Source organism: Pseudomonas sp. IPO3778, assembly GCF_013386825.1.
Lineage (GTDB): Bacteria > Pseudomonadota > Gammaproteobacteria > Pseudomonadales > Pseudomonadaceae > Aquipseudomonas.
In genome coordinates this window covers 1-22,344 of the sequence record NZ_JACARC010000029.1, presented here as the reverse complement: position 1 = coordinate 22,344, position 22,344 = coordinate 1, and the positions used below count along the sequence as shown (strand labels likewise).

General features: G+C 60.9%; 20 protein-coding genes. All 20 read left to right on the top strand.

The genetic code is table 11. From position 1 onward, the window contains the following. Positions 1 to 9 precede the first annotated feature (9 nt). The 20 genes from flgK (at position 10) to HX855_RS13330 (ending at position 22,139) form a co-directional block, all read left to right on the top strand. Positions 10 to 2,046, top strand: coding sequence for a flagellar hook-associated protein FlgK (flgK, locus tag HX855_RS13425; protein WP_177083927.1), 2,037 nt, complete (start codon positions 10 to 12; stop codon positions 2,044 to 2,046). A gap of 14 nt (positions 2,047 to 2,060) precedes the next feature. Next, positions 2,061 to 3,644, top strand: a complete 1,584-nt coding sequence (locus HX855_RS13420; RefSeq protein ID WP_177083929.1) for a flagellar hook-associated protein 3 — start codon at positions 2,061 to 2,063, stop codon at positions 3,642 to 3,644. Positions 3,645 to 3,947: 303 nt separating this feature from the next. Then, positions 3,948 to 4,877: a ketoacyl-ACP synthase III gene (locus tag HX855_RS13415; RefSeq protein WP_003214601.1), complete on the top strand. Its 930-nt coding sequence runs from the start codon at positions 3,948 to 3,950 to the stop codon at positions 4,875 to 4,877. A 267-nt stretch (positions 4,878 to 5,144) separates the two neighbouring features. Beyond that, entirely contained in the window at positions 5,145 to 6,605 is a 1,461-nt protein-coding gene (locus tag HX855_RS13410; protein WP_177083931.1) for a flagellin, read from the top strand. 74 nt (positions 6,606 to 6,679) lie between these two features. Then, a complete protein-coding gene (locus tag HX855_RS13405) occupies positions 6,680 to 7,039 on the top strand; it encodes a flagellar protein FlaG (protein ID WP_177083933.1) in 360 nt (119 codons plus the stop codon). An 80-nt stretch (positions 7,040 to 7,119) separates the two neighbouring features. Beyond that, positions 7,120 to 8,511, top strand: coding sequence for a flagellar filament capping protein FliD (gene fliD, locus HX855_RS13400; RefSeq protein WP_177083935.1), 1,392 nt, complete (start codon positions 7,120 to 7,122; stop codon positions 8,509 to 8,511). Between the two features lie 130 nt (positions 8,512 to 8,641). Next, positions 8,642 to 9,037, top strand: coding sequence for a flagellar export chaperone FliS (gene fliS / locus HX855_RS13395; protein WP_010166039.1), 396 nt, complete (start codon positions 8,642 to 8,644; stop codon positions 9,035 to 9,037). A 24-nt stretch (positions 9,038 to 9,061) separates the two neighbouring features. After that, positions 9,062 to 9,358 carry a hypothetical protein gene (locus HX855_RS13390; RefSeq protein WP_010166041.1) on the top strand — a complete coding sequence of 99 codons (297 nt, stop codon included), beginning with the start codon at positions 9,062 to 9,064 and terminating at the stop codon, positions 9,356 to 9,358. A gap of 172 nt (positions 9,359 to 9,530) precedes the next feature. After that, positions 9,531 to 11,006 carry a sigma-54 dependent transcriptional regulator gene (locus HX855_RS13385; RefSeq protein ID WP_003214588.1) on the top strand — a complete coding sequence of 492 codons (1,476 nt, stop codon included), beginning with the start codon at positions 9,531 to 9,533 and terminating at the stop codon, positions 11,004 to 11,006. A gap of 110 nt (positions 11,007 to 11,116) precedes the next feature. Beyond that, positions 11,117 to 12,328, top strand: coding sequence for a PAS domain-containing sensor histidine kinase (locus HX855_RS13380; RefSeq protein WP_218175767.1), 1,212 nt, complete (start codon positions 11,117 to 11,119; stop codon positions 12,326 to 12,328). Between the two features lie 6 nt (positions 12,329 to 12,334). Further along, positions 12,335 to 13,717, top strand: a complete 1,383-nt coding sequence (locus HX855_RS13375) for a sigma-54 dependent transcriptional regulator (RefSeq protein ID WP_177083938.1) — start codon at positions 12,335 to 12,337, stop codon at positions 13,715 to 13,717. Positions 13,718 to 13,846: 129 nt separating this feature from the next. Further along, on the top strand, positions 13,847 to 14,179 hold the full coding sequence (gene fliE, locus HX855_RS13370; RefSeq protein ID WP_010166049.1) for a flagellar hook-basal body complex protein FliE: 333 nt from the start codon (positions 13,847 to 13,849) through the stop codon (positions 14,177 to 14,179). 14 nt (positions 14,180 to 14,193) lie between these two features. Next, positions 14,194 to 15,969, top strand: coding sequence for a flagellar basal-body MS-ring/collar protein FliF (gene fliF / locus HX855_RS13365; RefSeq protein ID WP_177083939.1), 1,776 nt, complete (start codon positions 14,194 to 14,196; stop codon positions 15,967 to 15,969). After that, a complete protein-coding gene (fliG, locus tag HX855_RS13360; protein ID WP_177083941.1) occupies positions 15,962 to 16,981 on the top strand; it encodes a flagellar motor switch protein FliG in 1,020 nt (339 codons plus the stop codon). The genes fliF and fliG overlap by 8 nt, the downstream gene beginning before the upstream one ends. 10 nt (positions 16,982 to 16,991) lie before the next feature. Then, entirely contained in the window at positions 16,992 to 17,756 is a 765-nt protein-coding gene (gene fliH / locus HX855_RS13355; RefSeq protein ID WP_177083942.1) for a flagellar assembly protein FliH, read from the top strand. Next, positions 17,746 to 19,104, top strand: a complete 1,359-nt coding sequence (gene fliI / locus HX855_RS13350) for a flagellar protein export ATPase FliI (protein ID WP_177083943.1) — start codon at positions 17,746 to 17,748, stop codon at positions 19,102 to 19,104. The genes fliH and fliI overlap by 11 nt, the downstream gene beginning before the upstream one ends. Positions 19,105 to 19,107: 3 nt before the next feature. Next, a complete protein-coding gene (fliJ, locus tag HX855_RS13345) occupies positions 19,108 to 19,557 on the top strand; it encodes a flagellar export protein FliJ (protein WP_177083944.1) in 450 nt (149 codons plus the stop codon). A 180-nt stretch (positions 19,558 to 19,737) separates the two neighbouring features. Further along, entirely contained in the window at positions 19,738 to 20,043 is a 306-nt protein-coding gene (locus tag HX855_RS13340; protein WP_177083945.1) for an STAS domain-containing protein, read from the top strand. Continuing rightward, positions 20,040 to 21,761, top strand: a complete 1,722-nt coding sequence (locus HX855_RS13335; protein ID WP_177083946.1) for a fused response regulator/phosphatase — start codon at positions 20,040 to 20,042, stop codon at positions 21,759 to 21,761. Before HX855_RS13340 ends, HX855_RS13335 begins: the two co-directional genes overlap by 4 nt. A 30-nt stretch (positions 21,762 to 21,791) precedes the next feature. Then, positions 21,792 to 22,139, top strand: a complete 348-nt coding sequence (locus tag HX855_RS13330) for an Hpt domain-containing protein (RefSeq protein ID WP_088426307.1) — start codon at positions 21,792 to 21,794, stop codon at positions 22,137 to 22,139. Positions 22,140 to 22,344: the final 205 nt, after the last annotated feature.

The following is a 22,344-nucleotide window of genomic DNA, read 5'->3' as shown; positions in this document are numbered from 1 at the left end:
GTCTGAATCATGAGTTTGCTCAATATCGGGATGTCGGGGCTCAACGCCGCCCAGGGATCGTTGTCGGTCTTAAGTAACAACATCGCCAACGTCAACACCCCGGGATACTCGCGTCAGCAGAGCGCTCAGACCGCCAACGCGTCGAACGCCTACGGCGGCGTATTTATCGGTACCGGCACTACCCTGGCGGACGTGCGTCGGGTGTATAACCAGTTCCTCACGACGGCTTATCAAAACAGTACGGCACTCGACAGCGACGCTAACGCCTACCTCGACCAGGCCAGCGCCATCGACAAGACCCTGTCGGATTCAAACACCGGCATATCGTCAGTGCTCAGTGCTTTTTTTGCCGCGGCGCAGACGGCTTCAGCCACCCCAAGCGACGTGTCCGCGCGCCAATTGCTGTTGACCAGCGCCCAGACCTTGAGCAACCGGTTCAACTCCATCTCTGGCCAGTTGAACCAGCAGAAACAAACGATCAACAGTCAGTTGAGCACCATGAGCGATCAGGTTAACAAGCTGACCTCCTCAATCGCTTCGCTCAACAAGCAGATTGCTCAGGCCCAGGGCACGTCCACCAGTGCGCCGGCCAACCTGCTGGATTCGCGTGACGAGGCGGTGCGCTCGCTCAACGAGCTGATCGGCGTCACCGCCACGGAAAAAAACGGCCAGTTCAGTGTGACGACCGGCACGGGGCAGTCGCTGGTGGAAGGGGGTATTTCCAATAATATCTCTGCGGTACCCAGCAGCACCGACAATAGCCAGTACACCATCCAGCTCACGATGGGCGACACGTCCCTCGACCTGGGCAATGTGGTGACCGGCGGCAGTATCGGTGGTTTGTTGCGCTATCGCAGTGACGTGTTGATGCCCGCCATCAATGACCTGGGACGAATCGCAATTGCCACGGCAGACACGGTCAACAACCAGTTGGGCCAGGGCCTGGACCTTAACGGCGAATTCGGTTCGTCGCTGTTCAGCGATATCAACAGCGCGGCGGCGATTTCCCAGCGCAGCCAGGGCGCGGCCGGTAACAGCGCGGGGTCTGGCAACCTTAATGTCTCGATCTCGGACAGCAGCCAGCTGACGACCTTCGACTACAAGGTGACGTTTACCAGTGGTAACCAGTACAACGTCGTGCGCTCCGACGGCAAGTCCATGGGGTCGTTCGACACCACCACCACACCGCCGCCAGTGATTGATGGCTTTACCCTGGCGCTGAATGGCAAAGGGCCGGTGGCGGCGGGTGACAGCTTCAAGGTCAGCCCCACGGCCAACGGGGCCACGGGCATCGGTGTCGACCTCAAGGACGCTAACAAGCTTGCCTTCGCAGGCCCCTTGGCGGGGAATGCGAGCACGACCAACACCGGCACCGGTACGTTCACACCGCCGCAGCTGACGGTCCCGCTGGATATCCATGGTGGCGCCGATACTGCCCAGCTGCGCAGCGGTATCGAAAACTCCATGCCGGTGAAAATGCTGTTTGGCAAGCCGGCGGCCGATGGTACCCAGTCGTATACGGTGAGCGACGCGCAGGGTAATCCGATCGGCAGTGGCACCATCATTCCGGGCCAGGGCAACAAGATCAGCATCAACGTACCGATGCGTGACGCCTCTGGTGCGTTGATCCCGGGCAAGAGCTTCAGTTTCGACACCACGGTGGGCGGCTCGCCAGCCGCTGGCGACAGCACCACCTTTTCGTTCAACGCGTCGGGCACCTCTGACAACCGCAACGCTCAGCAATTGCTGAGCTTGCAGACCAAGGCCACCGTGGGCGTCGGTGACGGCACTGCGGGTGTGAGTCTGGTCAGCGCGAACGCTCGTCTCGTGTCGCAGGTGGGCTCAAAAGCCAGTCAGGCCGCTACCGACACCACTGCGACCGGTGCGCTGTTGGCGGCGAACAAGGCGGCCAGCAACTCGGTTTCCCAGGTGAACCTGGATGAAGAGGCGGGTGACATGATCAAATTCCAGCAGTACTACACCGCGTCGTCGCAGATCATCAAGGCTGCGCAAGAAACTTTCAGCACACTGATTAATGCCCTTTAAAGGAGTCTGGGACGATGCGTATTTCTACACAGCAGTATTTCGACACCAGCGCCAGCAAGTATCAGACGAACTATTCCGGTGTGGTGAAAGCCCAGGACCAGGCGAGCAGCGGTATCCGCGTACAAACCGCATCGGATGACCCGGTTGCCGCCGCGCGGTTGCTGCAATTGCAGCAGCAGAAAGACATGCTGGGTCAGTTCAGCGGCAACATCAACACCCTGCAGAACTCGCTGAGCAACGAGGAGACGGTGTTAAGTAGTATCAACACTGCCTTGCAGCGCGGTAATGAGCTGGCGCTGCGTGCGGGTAACCAGTCCCTCAGCGATGCTGATCGTAAATCGATCGCCAGCGAGGTGGGATCGCTTGAGGATCAGGTGTTCGGCTTGCTCAACTCCAAGGATGCCAACGGCAATTACATGTTTTCCGGGTCGAAAACCGATACGCCGCCTTACATCCGCAATAACGACGGCACCTACACCTATCAGGGCGACGAGACGCCCCTGAGCCTGCAGATCTCGGACAATTTGTCGATGGCGGCCGGCGATACCGGCAAGGCGCTGATGGAAAGCTCGACCAACACCGGGCGCACCCAAGCCACCTTGTTGCCGCCTGCGGTCAACGACGGCACGGTTGCGGTGTCGGCGGGTACCGTGACCTCCGGCGTGACCTACACCAAGAGTTTTACCGACGGCCAGCCCTACAAGCTGACCTTCAGCAGCAGTACGCAGTATTCGGTAACCGACAAGGACGGTAACGACATTACCTCCGAGATTCCCGGCAACGGCACGTTCGACGCGACCAAAGAGGGCTCGTCCAGCGTCAACCTGCGCGGCGTCAAGTTCGATATCAGCCTGACCCTCGGCGCGGATGTGGCGCCTGGCGCCGCCTCCGATGCACTGGTGGCGGGTAAGGCGTTCACCCTGCAATCCAAGCCGGACACGTTCAGTGCTTCGCGTTCGCCCGGCAACCCGTCGACCGCACAGGTCACCGGTGGCCAGGTGACGGACCAGGCGGCTTACGCCAGCACGTTCCCAAACACCGGCGCGGTGATCAAATTCACCAGCGGCACCACGTATGAGGTGTATGCGCAGCCCTACAGCCCAAACAGCAAGACCATCGCGACAGGCACCATGGCGGCCGGTGCGACGTCGATCAACGCGGCCGGCGTTACCTTTGATATCAGCGGTGCGCCAGGGGCAGGCGACCAGTTTGCGGTCAGCGCTGTCAGCAACAAGAATGAAAACGCACTGGACACCCTGGGCCAATTGCGTAAAGCCCTGGAAACACCGGCGGATGGCAATCTGGTTGCGCAGAACAACCTCAAGGATGTGGTGGCCAAAACCATCGGCAACCTGAACAACGCCAGTTCGCAGATTGACCAGGTGCGTGGCTCCATTGGTGCCCGCCAGAACGCCCTGGACCTTCAAACGGATGAAAACACCGCCCTGGGGACTGCCAACACCGCCACCATGAGTTCGTTGGGTAACGTCGACATGGGGCAGGCCGCGATCGACCTGCAGCTTCAGCAAACCATGCTGCAGGCCTCTCAACTGGCCTTTGTGAAGATCTCTCAGTTGAGCCTGTTCAACAAGATGTGATTTCAGCGGCGGCAAACCGGCGGCTCACCCTGGAAACGGGGTGGGTCGTTGTTGTTTTTGGCGTTGGTATGTCCCCGTGTTTCGCACAAAGCGCAGAAAATTGAGTGACCTGTGAGTCATAAAGGGCATCTTCACTGTATCGTGTGAAAAGGATAGGTCGTCGCCAGGTCTCAGCGAGGACCCGCTGCCAAGGTATCAAGGCGGTTTTCGGCGAGTTTTTTGCGGGGTTACCCCCATTATTGTCAGCACCCGGCGACGTGTTTCGCGGGGTGTTCTCCAGCTATTTAGTATTGGGAAGCCACAATGATTGGCATAAAAAGCATCGCCAGTTACGTGCCGGCAGACGGGATCGATAACTACGCCCAGGGTGCCAAATTCGCCAAGGATGAAGAATTCATCATTGGCAAGATCGGGTCGGCGTTCCTGCCGCGCAAGGATGCCGCGCAGGAAACCTCCGATCTGTGCGTCGAGGCGGTCAACGCCTTGTTTGCCAACAACCCCGATTTGAAGCGCGAATCCATCGACGCGCTGATCGTCGTCACCCAGAACGGCGACGAAGAGGGTTTGCCTCACACCGCGGCCATCGTCCAGGACAAGCTGGGCCTGCCAACCCACGTGGCAGCCTTTGATATTTCCCTGGGCTGCTCGGGCTATGTCTACGGCATCTACGCGATGAAGGGCTTCATGGAAGCCACCGGCCTGAAAAACGGCCTGCTGGTCACCGCCGACCCGTACTCCAAGATCGTCGACCCGGAAGACCGCAACACCACCATGCTGTTCGGCGATGCCGCCACCGCTACCTGGATGGGCGAAGACGCACCCTGGCAGCTGGGCAAGTCCAAGTTCGGCACCGACGGTTCGGGTGCGCCGCACCTGAAGGTCAGCGACGGCGTGTTCTTCATGAACGGCCGCCAGGTGTTCAACTTTGCGTTGCTCAAGGTGCCGGCGCACTTGCATGAACTGCTCAACGAGTCGGACCTCAAGGCTGACGAGATCGACGCGTTCTGCATTCACCAGGGCAGTGCGGCGATTGTCGACGCCGTGGCTCGGCGTTTTGAAGACGCCCCGGTGGACAAGTTCATCAAGGACATGGTCGAGACCGGCAATACAGTGTCCTCAAGCATTCCGTTACTACTGGAAAAGCACATGCTGGATTCCACCTGGAAGCGCGTCGCTATCAGTGGTTTTGGCGTGGGGCTGTCCTGGGGTTCGGCGATTTTGCATCGCCCTTGATGCTTTAAAGGCGCTGCACAAAAAAACGCCCATGATCGAACGATCATGGGCGTTTTTTATTTGGCGCCAGAAAAGCCAGCAATTGCGGAGGTTTGGGCTATCGTAAATGCTTGAATTACAAGGGGTGGCACGGTGCTAGTAAAAAAAATCAAAAAAGTCCTCAAGCAACCTGCGTTCACGACGATAACTATTACGAAGGTTCTCTAGGCCACACCCGGCGGTTGCCAGGGCCGGAAGCCGCAGTACACCACCCACGAGGATTTCGTCATGGCTTTAACAGTAAACACCAACCTTGCTTCGTTGACCGTTCAGAACAACCTGAACAAGGCTTCCAGCGCCCTGCAAACTTCCATGCAGCGCCTGTCCTCCGGCCTGCGTATCAACAGCGCCAAAGACGATGCGGCCGGCCTGCAAATCGCTGGTCGTCTGACCAGCCAAATCAACGGCCTGGGCGTTGCCATCAAGAACGCCGGTGACGGTAACTCCATCGCGCAAACAGCTGAAGGCGCGATGCAGCAATCCACCAACATCCTGCAGACCATGCGTTCCCTGGCTCTATCGTCCGCTAACGGCTCCCTCAGCGCTGACGACCGTAAGTCGAACCAGGCTCAGTACGCGGCTCTGACTTCTGAATTGACCCGTATCGCTTCCACCACCACTTTCGGTGGTCGTAACCTGCTGGACGGTTCTTTCGGTACTACCGCTTTCCAAGTAGGCGCCAACGCCAACCAGACCATCAACATGAGCCTGGGCAACGTATCGGCTAGCAACATCGGTTCGCAGCAACTGCTGTCTTCTGCTCAAACCCCTACGGCTACTGGCATTGCCGCCGGTACCATCAGCGTGACCGGTGGTGGCCAGACTTCAGCTTCTCTGGCTGTCGCCGCCGGTGCTTCGGCCAAGGATATCGCTGCCCAACTGAACGGCGCAGTAGGCGGCCTGCAGGCCTCCGCCAGCACTGAGCTTCAGTTCACTGTACCTACCAGCTTCCCGACCGCTACTCCAAACGGTAAGTTCGACCTGACAGTCGGTAGCGGTCCTACTGCCACTACTGTTTCGTTCACCGGTATCACCAGCGCTGCTGACCTGGCCGACCAACTGAACTCCAACGCTGCCAAGCTGGGCATCAGCGTTAACTTCGATCAGTCGACCAATTCCCTGTCGATCAAATCCGACTCGGGTGAGAACTTCACCTTCGCTAACGCTGATGCCGGCGGCCAGCTGATGAGCATCGCTACCAAAGGCGGCGACGGCAAGTTCAACGCTACTCCTACCAGCCTGGCCGCAACTACCCTCATTGCTACCGGCGCTATCTCGTTGAACTCCAGCTCCAGCTACTCGCTGACTGGTACCGGTGGTGGTGTTGCCGGTTTGTTCGCCGCAACCGGCACCAACGCTGTCAACTCGGCTAAAGTCGTTGTCAGCAACACTGACGTGACCACCGCTGCCAACGCACAGAGCGCGGTAGACGTGCTGACCCAAGCACTGTCCACCATCGACTCCCAGCGTGCTGACCTCGGTGCTGTACAAAACCGTTTCGACAACACCATCGCCAACCTGCAGAGCATCTCGGACAACTCCACTGCTGCTCGTGGCGTGATCCAGGACGTTGACTTCGCTGCTGAAACTGCTCAGCTGACCAAGCAACAAACCCTGCAACAGGCTTCCACTGCGATCCTGTCCCAGGCGAACCAACTGCCATCCGCTGTACTGAAGCTGCTTCAGTAATAACGGCGCTTGGTAACTGACGGAAGGGCGCGTTTACGTGCCCTTTTGTCTTTTGTCTGATGAGGTGATTGGTCATGGACATGAGCGTCAAGCTGAACCTGTCTTACCCTGCGGCAGCGCCACAGAACGCACCTGTTCCTGGCAGCGCCGACCCGCAGAAACCCAAGGTGGACGCCGTTGCTGGCGCGAAAGATGCCCAGCAGCCAGCGAGCCACACCGACTTGAAAAAAGCGGTCAAGGACATAAACGAATTCATCCAGGCTGCCCAGCGCAAACTGGATTTTTCCATTGATGACTCCACCCACCAGGTTGTGGTCAAGGTCATCGCCACCGAAAGCGGTGAGGTCATTCGCCAGATTCCTTCGGAATTGGCCCTGAAACTCGCCCAGAGCCTTCATGACGCCAGCAGCATGCTGTTTGACGCCAAGGTCTAAACTGGCATGAACTTTGTTGCGAAAACTGCCTAAAGCGTTGTTCGTCAATAAAGCATCAGCCCCGGATCAGGAGAAAGACGATGACAGTCGTAGCAGGTTTAACGGTCAACGGCCCGGGTACGGGTATCGATGTGCAAGGTCTTGTGAAGTCGTTGGTGGGGGCGCAAACCGCACCCAAGCAAGCGCAGATCGACAGCCAGACAAAAACATCCACTGCGCAACTGACCTCGATCGGTAAAATCCAGGCCGCCCTGGACGCGTTCCGGGGCGCGTTGGACAACATGACCCAGACCGTCAACTTCAGCGGCTTGAGTTCGACGCTTTCGAACGACAAGCTCGCGACGGTCACGCTGGGCCCTGGCGCCGCCGCCGGCAACTTTACGCTGAGTGTTAGCCAGCTGGCCACGGCGTCAAAGGTCTCCTCGGCACTGATTTCTGGCGGGCCGACGGCCGTTGTCAATTCCGGGGCTTCGGCGACGGTGTTTACGGTCTCCCAGTCCGGCAAGAATTACAGCGTCAGCGTGCCGCCTGGCGGGACCCTGCAGCAGGTGCGTGACTCGCTCAACTCGCAGTACGGTAATGTGGGTTTGAGTGCCAACATCCTGACTGACTCCACCGGTTCCCGGTTGGTGGTCACGTCCTCGACCACCGGTGTAGGTAGCGACATCACCTTCAAGGGCTCCTCGGGCCTGGATACGGGCGCGACAGTTGTGGGCTCGGCACCGCAGAACGCCATATATAACCTGGATGGCAGTCCTCAAGAGTCCACAAGCAACATCCTGCCCAACGCAATCAGTGGTGTGAGCATCACCTTGACGGGGATTTCGGCAGCTACTGACGGCCTTAACGGCGCTTCGACGATCAAGGTGTCTGCAAACAACGCCACCCTGAAGTCGGCAGTCAAGGGCTTCACGGACACCTACAGTGCGTTGGTCAAGGCTGTGAATGCCGAGACTCAGGTCACCACCAACGCCGATGGCACCGTCACGCCGGGCCCGTTGACCGGGGACAGCTCGGTGCGCAGCATGATGGCGTCGATACGCAACGTGATGAACTCGGTAACCGGTAGCGGCTCGTTCTCCTCCCTGGCGCAGTTTGGCGTCACCACGGACCAGACAGCGGGCACGCTGAGCGTCAGTGATGTGGCATTTGACAAGGCCGCTCTCACTAACGGCTCCGACATCAACAGCATCTTCACAGGCCCCACAGGGCTGTTGGCAAGCCTGACGAATGCGACCGCCAACTTTGCGCTGAGCAAGACCGGGGTGTTCGCCGAAAAGTCCTCGACGCTGCAGGATAACCTCAGGGATTTGACCGACCAACAGACCGCCCTGAACACGCGCTCTGATGCCCTGACGGCCTCCCTGACGGTTAAGTACAACGCGATGGACTCCCTGGTTGCCCAGCTCAAGGCCCAAGGCGACAGCGTAATGACCACGCTCAACTCGCTGAACAATCCGAAGACCACCTGACGGGGGCGCGGATAAAGCCCGCCCAAGGCGCTGTGTCGCAGCGCCAGGCGGGCTAAAGTTTTGTGTAACGCCGTCGACATAATAATCAGCATCCACCCTTTTTAGTTGTCGCCTGTCACGAGGTAGAAACATGAATCCCATGAGAGCCCTTCGCCAATACCAGAAGGTCAACACCCACGCCCAGATCTCCGAAGCCAGCCCGCACCGCCTGGTGCAGTTGCTGATGGAAGGCGCACTGGATCGTATGGCGCAGGCCAAGGGTGCGATGGCTCGCGGTGATATCGCGCAGAAGGGGCTGATGCTGGGCAAGGCGGTGGACATCCTCGTCGGGTTGCGTGACGGTCTTAACCCCGAGAAGACACCGGACCCGATTGCGCTGCAGCAGTTGGATAACTTGTATGCCTTCATGAGCATGCGCCTGCTGGAAGCCAACCGTCAGAACGACGCTGCTATGATCGATGAGGTCGCAGGTCTTTTGATTACGCTCAAGGAAGGCTGGGACGGTATTGCCACCGAGGTGCAGTAGGCCGACAGGCCTGAGGACGATGTCATGAGTCAAGCATTGCAAAAAATCGACGAGACCCGTGAAGCGCTGTCCGAGGCGTTGGCTGAACGCAACTGGAGTGCAATCGGCGAACTGGATTTGGGCTGCCGCGCGTTGATCGATGCTGCGCTCAACGAGGATTCGGCGGATGAGGCGGCGATTCGGGCAAAGCTGGAAGACCTGCTTTCGGTCTATCAGCAGTTGCTTGAAGCGACGACAGGGGAGCGTCAGGCTATTTTCGAAGAGATGTCGCAGTTCAATCGAGCTAAACACGCGTCAAAGGTTTACCATATGTTCGGCTGAAGGCTCAGTTAATCCGAACAACGCGCGTCATAAATTTGACTGTGCACGATTTTTTGACTTAACTAGTGCTATTTTCAGACGTCAGAAAGCTGCAGCGCAGAAAATGCCTACAGTTTTTCTAGATTGCCCCAACTCGAGGGCATTAGAGTTTTACTAGGGAAGTTGCTATTGCATGTGGCGTGAAACCAAAATTTTGCTGATCGATGACGATAGCGTTCGGCGCCGCGATCTGGCGGTGATCCTGAATTTTCTTGGCGAAGAAAATCTACCCTGCGGCAGCCATGACTGGCAGCAGGCGGTCAGCTCGTTGTCCTCGAGCCGTGAAGTCATTTGCGTGCTGATCGGGACGGTAAACGCTCCTGGCGCCGTTCTGGGCTTGTTAAAGACACTGTCAACCTGGGATGAGTTCCTTCCGGTGTTGCTGATGGGCGATATTTCTTCTGTGGACCTTCCGGAAGACCAGCGCCGCCGCGTCCTTTCCACCCTCGAAATGCCCCCCAGCTACAGCAAATTGCTCGACTCCCTGCACCGTGCCCAGGTCTACCGCGAGATGTACGACCAGGCCCGCGAGCGCGGCCGTCACCGCGAACCCAACCTGTTCCGCAGCCTGGTCGGCACCAGCCGTGCGATCCAGCACGTGCGCCAGATGATGCAGCAAGTGGCCGACACCGACGCCAGCGTGCTGATCCTCGGCGAGTCGGGCACCGGCAAGGAAGTGGTCGCGCGCAACCTGCATTACCATTCCAAGCGCCGCGACGGGCCCTTTGTGCCGGTCAATTGCGGGGCGATCCCGGCAGAGCTTTTGGAAAGCGAACTGTTCGGCCACGAGAAGGGCGCCTTTACCGGGGCGATCACCAGCCGTGCCGGGCGTTTTGAGCTGGCCAATGGCGGCACCCTGTTCCTCGACGAAATCGGCGACATGCCGCTGCCGATGCAGGTCAAGCTGCTGCGGGTCCTGCAGGAGCGCACCTTCGAGCGCGTGGGCAGCAACAAGACCCAGAGCGTCGACGTGCGCATCATCGCGGCCACCCATAAAAACCTCGAAAGCATGATCGAGGTCGGTAGCTTCCGCGAAGACCTGTACTACCGCCTTAACGTATTCCCGATCGAAATGGCGCCCCTGCGCGAGCGCGTCGAAGACATCCCGTTGCTGATGAACGAACTGATCTCGCGCATGGAACACGAAAAGCGCGGCTCGATCCGTTTCAACTCGGCCGCGATCATGTCCCTGTGCCGCCACGGCTGGCCGGGCAACGTCCGCGAGCTGGCCAACCTGGTGGAGCGCATGGCGATCATGCACCCGTACGGGGTGATCGGCGTGGTCGAGTTGCCGAAGAAATTCCGCTACGTCGACGACGAAGACGAGCAACTGGTAGACAGCCTGCGCAGCGACCTGGAAGAGCGTGTCGCCATCAACGGCCACACGCCGGACTTCGGCTCCACCGCCATGCTGCCGCCGGAAGGCCTGGACTTGAAGGACTACCTCGGCAGCCTCGAGCAAGGCCTGATCCAGCAAGCGCTCGACGACGCCAACGGCATCGTCGCCCGCGCCGCCGAACGCCTGCGTATCCGTCGCACCACGCTGGTGGAGAAGATGCGCAAGTACGGCATGAGCCGCAAAGAAGGTGATGAACAGGCGGATGATTGACGCCTGTTTTTCAAGCCGCTGATTAATCAGCGGTTTTTTTTCGGCACGGGTATTGCTACAGCACTCGCAACGTTCCGTTTAACTGACGGTCAGCCAAGCGAGAGAGCATGATGCCCCACGCCGCCCAACTATCTTCGGTCCCTGACACTCAGGGGCCAGCCCCCTCCGTAGAGCAAATCAGCCGGCTTGGCCTGGAACAGGCGTTTTCCCTGTTCAACCAGATGTCGAGCCAGTTGACGGACTCCTACAGCCTGTTGGAAGCGCGGGTTTCCGAGCTTAAAGGCGAGTTGGCGGTGGTCAGTGCCCAGCGCATGGAAGAGCTGGCCGAGAAAGAGCGCCTGGCCAATCGTCTGCAAAACCTCCTCGACCTGTTGCCCGGTGGCGTGATCGTCATCGACGACCAGGGCCGCGTGCGCGAAGCCAACCCGGCAGCCTGCGACCTGCTTGGCCTGCCGCTGGAAGGCGAGCTGTGGCGCGAGGTCATCACCCGCTGCTTTGCGCCGCGAGAAGACGACGGCCACGAAATCTCCCTCAAGGACGGGCGCCGCCTGTCCATTGCCACCCGGTCTCTGGATGCCGAGCCCGGGCAGTTGGTGCTGCTCAACGACCTGACCGAAACCCGCCACCTGCAAGACCAGTTGGCCCGCCATGAGCGCCTGTCGTCGTTGGGGCGGATGGTTGCTTCTCTGGCGCATCAGATTCGTACGCCGTTGTCCGCCGCGCTGATTTACGCCAGTCATTTGACTGATGAACAGTTGCCGGCCGCCACTCACCAGCGTTTTGCCGGCCGCCTCAAGGAGCGCCTGCACGAGCTGGAGCACCAGGTGCGCGACATGCTGGTGTTTGCCCGTGGCGAACTGCCGTTGACCGACCGCGTCACCCCGGTCGCGTTGATGCAGTCCCTGCAAGCCGCTGCCGCCACGCATACCCAGGAAGCGTCAGTCCGTTGGCAATGCGACAGCCACCTCGGCGAGCTGCTGTGCAACCGCGACACCCTGGTGGGCGCGCTGCTCAACCTGATCGAAAACGCGACCCAGGCCAGTGGCCCCGGGGCGCGGCTCAAAGTGCACCTGTACACCCGGGGCGACACCCTTCGCCTGAGCATCAGCGACAGCGGCAGCGGGATTGACCCGGTGGTGCTGCAACGCCTGGGTGAGCCCTTTTTCACCACCAAAACCAACGGCACCGGCCTGGGCCTGACCGTGGTCAAGGCAGTCGCCCGCGCGCATCAGGGAGAATTGCAGCTGCATTCCCGGTTGGGTCGCGGCACGTGCGCGTTGATCACGCTGCCGCTGTTTTCATGCGCCGTCAGCGCGGAGTAAAAGGTCATGGCTATCAAGGTTTTATTGGTTGAAGACGATCGCGCCCTGCGTGAGGCATTGGCTGACACGCTGTTATTGGCGGGCCATGACTACCGGGCGGTCGGTTCGGCCGAAGAAGCCCTGGAGGCAGTGGAGCAGGAGTCCTTCAGCCTGGTGGTCAGCGACGTGAATATGCCGGGCATGGACGGCCATCAATTGCTCGGTCTGTTGCGGGCGCGCCAGCCCCAATTGCCGGTACTGTTGATGACCGCCCACGGTGCCGTGGAGCGCGCCGTCGACGCCATGCGCCAAGGCGCTGCGGACTACCTGGTCAAACCCTTCGAACCCAAAGCCTTGATCGAACTGGTCGCCCGGCATGCCCTGGGCACCTTGGGCGCTGCCGACGGTGAAGGCCCGATTGCCTTCGAACCGGCCAGTGCGCAATTGCTGGAGCTGGCGGCCCGGGTCGCCCGCAGCGATTCCACCGTGCTCATTTCCGGCGAGTCCGGCACCGGCAAGGAAGTGCTGGCGCGCTACATCCACCAGCAATCCCATCGCGCCAGCCAGCCGTTCATTGCGATCAACTGCGCGGCGATCCCCGACAACATGCTCGAAGCCACCTTGTTCGGCCACGAAAAAGGCTCGTTCACCGGTGCCATCGCCGCCCAGGCCGGCAAGTTCGAACAGGCCGACGGCGGCACCATCCTGCTCGATGAAATCTCTGAAATGCCCCTGGGCCTGCAAGCCAAATTGCTGCGGGTGTTGCAGGAGCGTGAAGTTGAGCGGGTGGGGGCGCGCAAGCCGATCCAGCTGGACATCCGCGTGGTCGCCACCACCAACCGCGACCTGGCGGGCGAAGTCGCGGCGGGGCGTTTCCGTGAGGACCTGTTCTACCGGCTCTCGGTATTCCCGTTGGCCTGGCGCCCGTTGCGCGAACGCCCGGCCGACATCATCCCGTTGGCCGAGCGCCTGCTGAGCAAGCACGTCAATAAAATGAAGCATGCCCAGGCGCGCTTGTCGGCGGATGCCCAGGCCTGCCTGATCAGCTACCCATGGCCCGGCAACGTGCGGGAACTGGACAATGCGATCCAGCGTGCATTGATTCTGCAGCAGGGCGGACTGATCCAGCCTCAAGACTTTTGCCTGGCCATGGGCACGGGGGCCGCGCCGTTGCCCACGCTGGCGGCCGTGCCGCAGAGCGAAGCGGCGCCCGCGGAATCGGCCGGTGCCTTGGGGGACGACCTGCGCCGCCGTGAATTCCAGATGATCATCGACACCCTGCGCGCCGAGCGCGGCCGTCGCAAAGAGGCCGCCGAACGCCTGGGCATCAGCCCGCGCACCTTGCGCTACAAGCTGGCGCAGATGCGCGACGCCGGGATGGACGTGGAAGCCTACCTCTACGCCACTTAAAAATTCTCGAAGCCGACAGGGTCAGTCGCCTTTTCTTACGAATTGCCACGGAGCTGGCACCCTTGTTGCTACCACCCCTGTAGTCGCTGTGTAGTGTCAAAAAATTGCGGGTCGTCGGAGAGAACGTTCATGAGCCAAGGTGTTGAATTCAATCGGTTGATGTTGGATATGCGGTCCATGCAAATGGATGCCATGTCTCAACCGAAATCCGCCGCGCAAGCCGTGCCGGAATTGGGTCAGAGCAGCTTTGCCGACATGCTCGGCCAGGCCATCAACAAGGTCAGCGATACCCAGCAGGCATCCAATCAGTTGGCGACCGCCTTCGAGATCGGCAAAAGCGGCGTGGACCTCACTGACGTGATGGTTGCTTCGCAAAAAGCCAGTGTTTCATTCCAGGCCTTGACCCAAGTGCGCAACAAGCTGGTTCAAGCCTATCAAGACATCATGCAGATGCCGGTTTAAGGACGATTTGAGTCATGGCAGAAGCAGTCGTGGATAACGCACCCGCCAAGGCAGACGGCAAGCCGCCGCTGTTCGGCCTGTCGTTCCTGGAAAACCTCTCCGAGATGACCATGCTGCGTCAGGTGGGCCTGATGGTCGGCCTGGCTGCCAGCGTGGCGATTGGTTTTGCCGTGGTGCTGTGGTCCCAGCAACCGGATTACCGCCCGCTGTACGGCAGCCTGGCGGGCATGGATTCCAAGCAGATCATGGAAACCCTGGCGGCGGCAGACATCAGCTACACCGTTGAACCGAATTCCGGCGCCTTGTTGGTCAAGGCCGATGATGTGGCCCGTGCGCGGATGAAACTGGCCGCCGCCGGTGTGACCCCGTCCGACGCCAATATCGGCTTTGAAATCCTCGACAAGGACCAGGGCCTGGGTACCAGCCAGTTCATGGAAGCCACCCGCTACCGTCGCGGCCTGGAAGGCGAACTGGCGCGCACCATTTCCGCGTTGAACAACGTCAAGGGCGCCCGTGTGCACCTGGCGATTCCGAAAAGCTCGGTGTTTGTGCGCGATGAGCGCAAGCCCAGCGCTTCGGTACTCGTCGAATTGTTCGCCGGCCGCTCCCTGGAGCCTGGCCAGGTGTTGGCGATCATCAACCTGGTGGCCACCAGCGTTCCGGAATTGAGCAAGTCGCAAATCACCGTGGTCGACCAGAAGGGCAACCTGCTGTCGGACCTGGCGGAAAACTCCTCGCTGACCATGGCCGGCAAGCAGTTCGACTACAGCCGCCGTATGGAAAGCATGCTGACCCAGCGCGTGCACAACATCCTGCAACCGGTGTTGGGCAACGATCGCTACAAGGCTGAAGTGTCGGCCGACGTGGATTTCAGCGCGGTCGAGTCGACGTCCGAACAGTTCAACCCGGACCAGCCGGCCCTGCGCAGTGAGCAATCGACCACCGAACAGCGCACCGCCAGCAATGGCCCGCAAGGCGTTCCAGGTGCCCTGAGCAACCAGCCGCCAGCCCCGGCCTCGGCCCCGCAAACCACCGGTGGCGCTGCCGCTACCGCAGGCGCGGTGCAACCTGGCCAGCCGCTGCTGGACGCCAACGGTCAGCAAATCATGGACCCGGCCACCGGCCAGCCGATGCTTGCGCCGTACCCGGCCGACAAGCGCAACCAGTCCACCAAGAACTTCGAGCTTGATCGCTCCATCAGCCACACCAAGCAGCAGCAGGGTCGGATCAATCGCCTGTCGGTGTCGGTGGTGGTTGATGATCAGGTCAAGGTCAACGCCGCTGACGGCGCAGTCACCCGTGCCCCATGGAGCGCCGATGAATTGGCGCGCTTCACCCGCCTGGTCCAGGACGCGGTGGGCTTCGATGCCAGCCGTGGCGACAGCGTCAGCGTGATCAACATGCCGTTCTCCGCCGAGCGTGGCGAAGTGATCGCCGAGGCCGCGTTCTACACGCAGCCGTGGTTCTGGGACATCGTCAAGCAAGTGCTGGGTGTGCTGTTTATCCTGGTGCTGGTGTTCGGTGTGCTGCGCCCGGTGCTCAACAACATCACCGGTCACGGCAAAAAACAACTGGCCCTGGCCGGTGGTGACGTCGAGTTGGGTGGCATGGGCGGCCTCGATGGCGAACTGGCCAACGACCGCGTGAGCCTCGGTGGCCCGCAAAGCATTCTGTTGCCGAGCCCGAGCGAGGGTTATGACGCTCAGTTGAACGCAATCAAGAGCCTGGTGGCCGAAGATCCGGGTCGTGTGGCCCAGGTCGTGAAAGAGTGGATTAACGCAGATGAGTGATGCCCGAGCCGCTGTAGCCAAACTGACCAAGGTCGACAAAGCCGCTGTATTGCTGCTGTCCCTGGGTGAGACCGACGCCGCCCAAGTGCTGCGCCACATGGGCCCCAAAGAGGTTCAGCGGGTGGGCGTGGCCATGGCGCAAATGCGCAATGTGCACCGTGAGCAAGTCGAGCAGGTGATGAGCGAGTTCGTCGAGATCGTCGGCGACCAGACCAGCCTGGGCGTGGGCTCCGACAGCTACATTCGCAAAATGCTCACCTCGGCCCTGGGCGAAGACAAGGCCAACGGCCTGATCGACCGCATCCTGCTGGGTGGCAACACCAGCGGCCTCGACAGCCTCAAATGGATGGAACCCCGTGCCGTAGCCGACGTGATCCGCTACGAACACCCGCAGATCCAGGCGATCGTGGTGGCGTACCTCGACCCCGACCAGGCCGGTGAAGTGCTCGGCCATTTCGACCACAAGGTGCGCCTGGACATCATCCTGCGCGTCTCGTCCCTGAACACCGTGCAGCCGGCGGCCCTGAAAGAACTCAACACGATTCTCGAGAAGCAGTTCTCGGGCAACTCCAACGCTTCGCGTACCACCCTGGGTGGCATCAAGCGTGCGGCCGACATCATGAACTTCCTCGACAGCTCGGTGGAAGGCCAGTTGATGGACTCGATCCGCGAGATCGACGACAGCCTGTCGGTGCAGATCGAAGACCTCATGTTCGTGTTCAACAACCTGTCGGATGTCGACGACCGTGGCATCCAGGCGTTGCTGCGCGAGGTGTCTTCCGACGTGCTGGTACTGGCCCTCAAAGGCTCCGACGAAGGCGTCAAGGAAAAGATCTTCAAGAACATGTCCAAGCGGGCGTCCGAACTGTTGCGCGACGACCTCGAGGCCAAGGGCCCGGTGCGCGTCAGCGACGTGGAAACCGCGCAGAAAGAAATCCTCACCATTGCCCGCCGTATGGCCGAAGCCGGAGAAATCGTTCTCGGTGGGAAGGGCGGCGAAGAAATGATTTAAGGCGCCGCGCATGTCGAACAAAGATGAGACGCCCAGCGATCTGATTCGCGCACGGGACGTCGGCGGGTTCGACGTCTGGTCGCTGCCCAGTTTCGACCCGCATCGCCCGGAGCCCGAACCCGAGCCGGTAGAAGAAACCCCGGCCGAGATGGAAGAAGTGCCGCTGGAAGAAGTCCAGCCACTGACCCTGGAAGAGCTGGAAAGCATTCGCCAGGAAGCCTACAACGAAGGCTTTTCCACCGGCGAGAAAGACGGCTTTCGCAGCACCACCCTCAAGGTTCGCCAGGAAGCCGAGGCAGCGCTGAGCGTCAAGCTGGCCAGCCTGGAAACCCTGATGGGCAGCCTGTTCGAGCCTATCGCCGAGCAGGATTCACAGATCGAAAAAGCCATGGTCGGGCTGGTGGAGCACATCACCCGCCAGGTGATTCAGCGCGAGCTGGCCCTGGACTCCACGCAAATCGAAAGCGTGATGCGCGAAGCCCTCAAGCTGCTGCCCCTGGGCGTCGGCAATGTGCGGCTGTACATCAACCCGCAGGATTTCGAGCAGGTCAAAGCCCTGCGCGAGCGCCATGAAGAAACCTGGCGCATCGTCGAAGACGCCGCACTGCTGCCCGGTGGTTGCCGGGTGGAGACCGAACACAGTCGCATTGATGCCACGATCGAGACGCGCGTCACCCAGATCATGGCCAAGCTGTTTGACCAGTTGCACGAGCAGGCTCTGCACCCCGCCGAGCCCGACTTGAGCGTCGACCTGGACACCCCCGATGCGCCTTGATCGCACCAGCTTCGCCAAGCGCCTGGGTGGCTACGCTGAAGTCACCGAGTTGCCCGGCCAGCCGATCCTGGAGGGCCGCCTGTTGCGCATGGTTGGCCTGACCCTGGAAGCTGAAGGGCTGCGCGCCGCCATGGGCAGCCGCTGCATGGTGATCAACGACGACAGCTACCACCCGGTGCAGGTTGAAGCCGAAGTGATGGGCTTTTCCGGCAGCAAAGTATTCCTGATGCCCGTCGGCAGCGTTGCCGGTATTGCCCCCGGCGCCCGCGTGGTACCGCTGGCCGATACCGGTCGCCTGCCCATGGGCATGAGCATGCTCGGCCGTGTGCTGGACGGCGCCGGTCGCGCACTCGATGGCAAAGGCGGGATGAAGGCTGAAGACTGGGTGCCCATGGACGGCCCGACCATCAACCCGCTCAAGCGCAACCCCATCAGCGTGCCGCTGGACGTGGGCATTCGCAGCATCAACGGTTTATTGACGGTGGGCCGTGGCCAGCGCCTGGGCCTGTTCGCCGGTACCGGCGTGGGTAAGTCGGTGTTGCTGGGCATGATGACGCGCTTTACCGAGGCCGACATCATCGTGGTCGGGCTGATCGGCGAGCGGGGCCGTGAGGTGAAGGAATTCATCGAACACAGCCTCGGCGAAGAAGGCCTCAAGCGCGCGGTCGTGGTCGCCTCGCCGGCGGATGACGCGCCGCTGATGCGCCTGCGTGCCGCGATGTACTGCACGCGCATCGCCGAATATTTTCGCGACAAGGGCAAGAACGTCCTGTTGCTGATGGACTCCCTGACCCGTTTCGCCCAGGCCCAGCGGGAAATCGCCCTGGCCATCGGCGAGCCGCCGGCCACCAAGGGTTATCCGCCGTCGGTGTTTGCCAAGCTGCCCAAGCTGGTGGAGCGTGCCGGTAATGCGGAAGCCGGCGGGGGCTCGATCACCGCGTTCTACACGGTACTCTCCGAAGGCGATGACCAGCAGGACCCGATTGCCGACTCCGCACGGGGCGTGCTCGACGGGCACATCGTGCTGTCCCGGCGGCTGGCCGAGGAAGGGCATTACCCGGCCATCGACATCGAAGCCTCCATCAGCCGGGTGATGCCGTCGGTGGTCACGCCTGAGCACATGATGCGGGCGCAGCAATTCAAGCAACTGTGGTCGCGCTATCAGCAGAGCCGCGACCTGATCAGCGTCGGTGCCTACGTGGCCGGGGGGGATCGCGAGACCGACCTGGCAATCGCCCTGCAACCGCAACTGGTGACCTACCTGCGCCAGGGCCTCAACGACAAGATCAGCATGGGTGAAAGCGAGGCGCACCTGGGCACCATCTTCGCGCCGGCACCGGGCGGATAAACCATGGCCAACACCCGCGCCGCACGCCTTGCCCCGGTGGTGGACATGGCCGAAAAAGCCGAAAAAACCGCCGTCCAGCGCCTGGGTTACTTCCAGGGCCAGGTTCGCCTGGCAGAAAGCAAACTGGGGGACCTGGAACGCTTTCGCGGCGAGTATCAGCAGCAGTGGATCGAGCGCGGCAGCAAGGGCGTGTCGGGGCAGTGGTTGATGGGCTACCAGGGCTTTCTCAACCAGTTGGAAACCGCCGTTGGCCAACAGCGCCAGAGCCTGGCCTGGCACCAGGCCAACGTCGACAAGGCCCGCGACAGTTGGCAACAGGCCTACGCCCGGGTCGAAGGCCTGCGCAAACTGGTGCAGCGCTACATCGACGAAGCCCGCGCGCTGGAAGACAAGCGCGAGCAGAAGTTGCTGGATGAACTGTCCCAGCGCCTTCCCCGGCAGAATTCATTCTAAATGTGGGAGCGGGCTTGCTCGCGAAAGCGGTGTGTCAGTCGCCCGATGTACTGACGGATCAACCGCCTTCGCGAGCAAACCCGCTCCCACACAAGCACCGCTCCTGTCGTATGGATTTGCCCACTTCCCCATCTCCTGCTAAACCTTGTTGCACATTGCCAATGACAAGGAAGCAGTCGTATGTCAGTCGAATCAGAAGTGTCCCTGGACGGGACGAAGTTGACGATCACCGTCAGGGGGCGATTCGATTTCGGTAGCCACCAGGCCTTTCGTGATGCCTACGAGCGGTTCTACAAGGTGCCCGAGATCTACGTGGTGGACTTGAAGGAAACCACCTACATGGACAGCTCGGCCCTGGGCATGCTCCTGCTGCTGCGTGACCATGCCGGTGGCGACAATGCCGAGGTGCAAGTGGTCAACAGCAACTCCGATGTGCGCAAGATCCTCGCCATTTCCAACTTCGACAAACTGTTCGACCTCAGTTGAGCGTCCTGGCCCCGGTGCTTGAAGCACTGACGGTACTGATCGCCGAAGACAGCGCCGCCGACCTGCTGTTGCTGTCGACCATCGTGCGCCGTCAGGGCCACCAGGTGATCACCGCCAGTAATGGCCAGGAAGCGGTGCACGTGTTTGCCCGCGAGCGGCCGCAGTTGGTGTTGATGGACGCATTGATGCCGGTGATGGACGGTTTCGAGGCGGCCCGTCAGATCAAGCAACTGGCGGGAGAGGCGCTGGTGCCGATCATCTTCCTCACCTCCCTGCGCGAAAGCGAAGCCCTGGCCCAGTGCCTGGATGCGGGCGGCGATGACTTCCTGGCCAAGCCCTATAACCAGGTGATCCTGGCGGCGAAGATCAACGCCATGGACCGCCTGCGCCGCTTGCAGGCCACGGTGTTGCAGCAGCGCGACCTCATCGCCCGGCACAACGACTACCTGTTGCAGGAGCAGCGGGTGGCCAAGGCGGTGTTCGACAAGGTCGCCCACTCCGGCTGTATCAATGCCGCGCCGAATATTCGCTACGTGCAATCGCCCTACGCGCTGTTCAACGGTGACCTGCTGCTGGCGGCCTACACGCCGTCGGGCGATATGCATGTGCTGCTGGGGGATTTTACCGGCCACGGTTTGCCGGCAGCGGTCGGTGCCATGCCCCTGGCGGAAGTGTTCTACGGCATGACCGCCAAGGGCTACGGCCTGGCGCAGACCCTGCGGGAGATGAACACCAAGCTCAAGCGCATCCTGCCAGTGGACATGTTCTGTTGCGCCACCTTGCTGTGCCTCAGCGCCCAGCGACGGGTGGTGGAAGTGTGGAACGGCGGCATGCCCGAGGGCTACGTGCATGAAATCGCCAGCGGCAAGCGCACGCCGCTGGTGTCGCGGCATCTGCCATTGGGCGTGCTGGCGGCCGAAGCGTTTGACGACCGCACTGAAGTCTGGCCGATGGCCTTGGGCGATCGGGTGTTCTTGCTGTCGGATGGGGTGCTGGATACGGCCGACGTTAATGAGCAACTGTTTGGTGCCGAGCGCTTGCAGCAGGTATTTGCCGCCAACCGCGAGCCGGACCGGTTGTTCGAAGAGATCGAGCAGGCCCTGGCGGGTTTTCGCGGCGAGGTGCGCGATGACATCAGCATGGTGGAGATCAGCCTGCAGGCGGGCGAAGCGTTGCGTTCGCCGTCGGTGGTGGTGTATTCCGACAGTGGCCAGTCGTCGCCGCTGGATTGGTCGGTCGGTTTTGAATTTCGTGCCGAGACGCTCAAGTCCTACAACCCTTTGCCGTATTTACTGCAACTGCTGTTGGAGATTCATGGGCTGCGTGAGCAAAGCGGGGCGTTGTACAGCGTGATGGCGGAGTTGTATTCCAATGCCCTGGAGCATGGCGTGCTGGGGCTGGATTCGCGGCTCAAGCGGGATGCCCAGGGGTTTGCGGCCTATTACCGCGAGCGCAATGAACGGCTGGCGCAGTTGACCAGCGGGTATGTGCGGGTGCATCTGAATGTGGTGCCCACGGGGGAGGGTGGTTGCCTGACCTTGCGGATTGAGGACAGTGGGCCGGGGTTTGATGTGGAAAAAGTGCTGGCCCGGCCGCTGGATATCGACCGTCTGTCTGGTCGTGGGTTGAGCCTGGTGCGGCAGTTGAGCAGTGAAGTCAGTTGGTCCGACGGCGGGCGGTGCGTGTGCGTGGAGTTTTCATGGAAGGCTCTGGCATAATCCGCCGATTCTTGATCAGGGAGCGAACAAGTGGCAGAGATTCATCTGGACCCCGATGTGCTGACCGGCTTGCAGGAGGTCATGGAGGGCGAGTATCCGAAGCTGCTCGACACGTTTCTCGATGACTCGCAGAAGCGGGTCGAGGCGCTGCGCCGGGCTCGGGATGATGCCAAGGCCCTGGGGCGGATTGCCCATAGCTTTAAGGGGAGTAGCGGTAACCTCGGGGCTGTACGGTTGGCTGAGCTTTGTCAGTTGCTTGAGGACAAGTCGGCCAAGCCTGTGGTTGCGGACTTGGGGCAACTGGTGGATGAAATTGACCATGAATTCGCGCTGGTGCGGCCGTTGTATGAGCATGAGCGGGGGCGGTTTGGGCTCTGACGTGGTGTACATATCCGTTATTTAGATAACGGCGGCTTATGGTTCCGCTCTTACAGCGGGTCACTTTGGAAAAGCCCCAAAGTAACCAAAGGGCTCTTGCCCCACCACTCGGCACCTCGCTTAGGCTCGGTGTGCCCTCACTCCGGCTTTGGACCGTGGGCCGCCGCGATGGGCCATCCTTGGCCCAGCGCGGCTAACCCGGCGT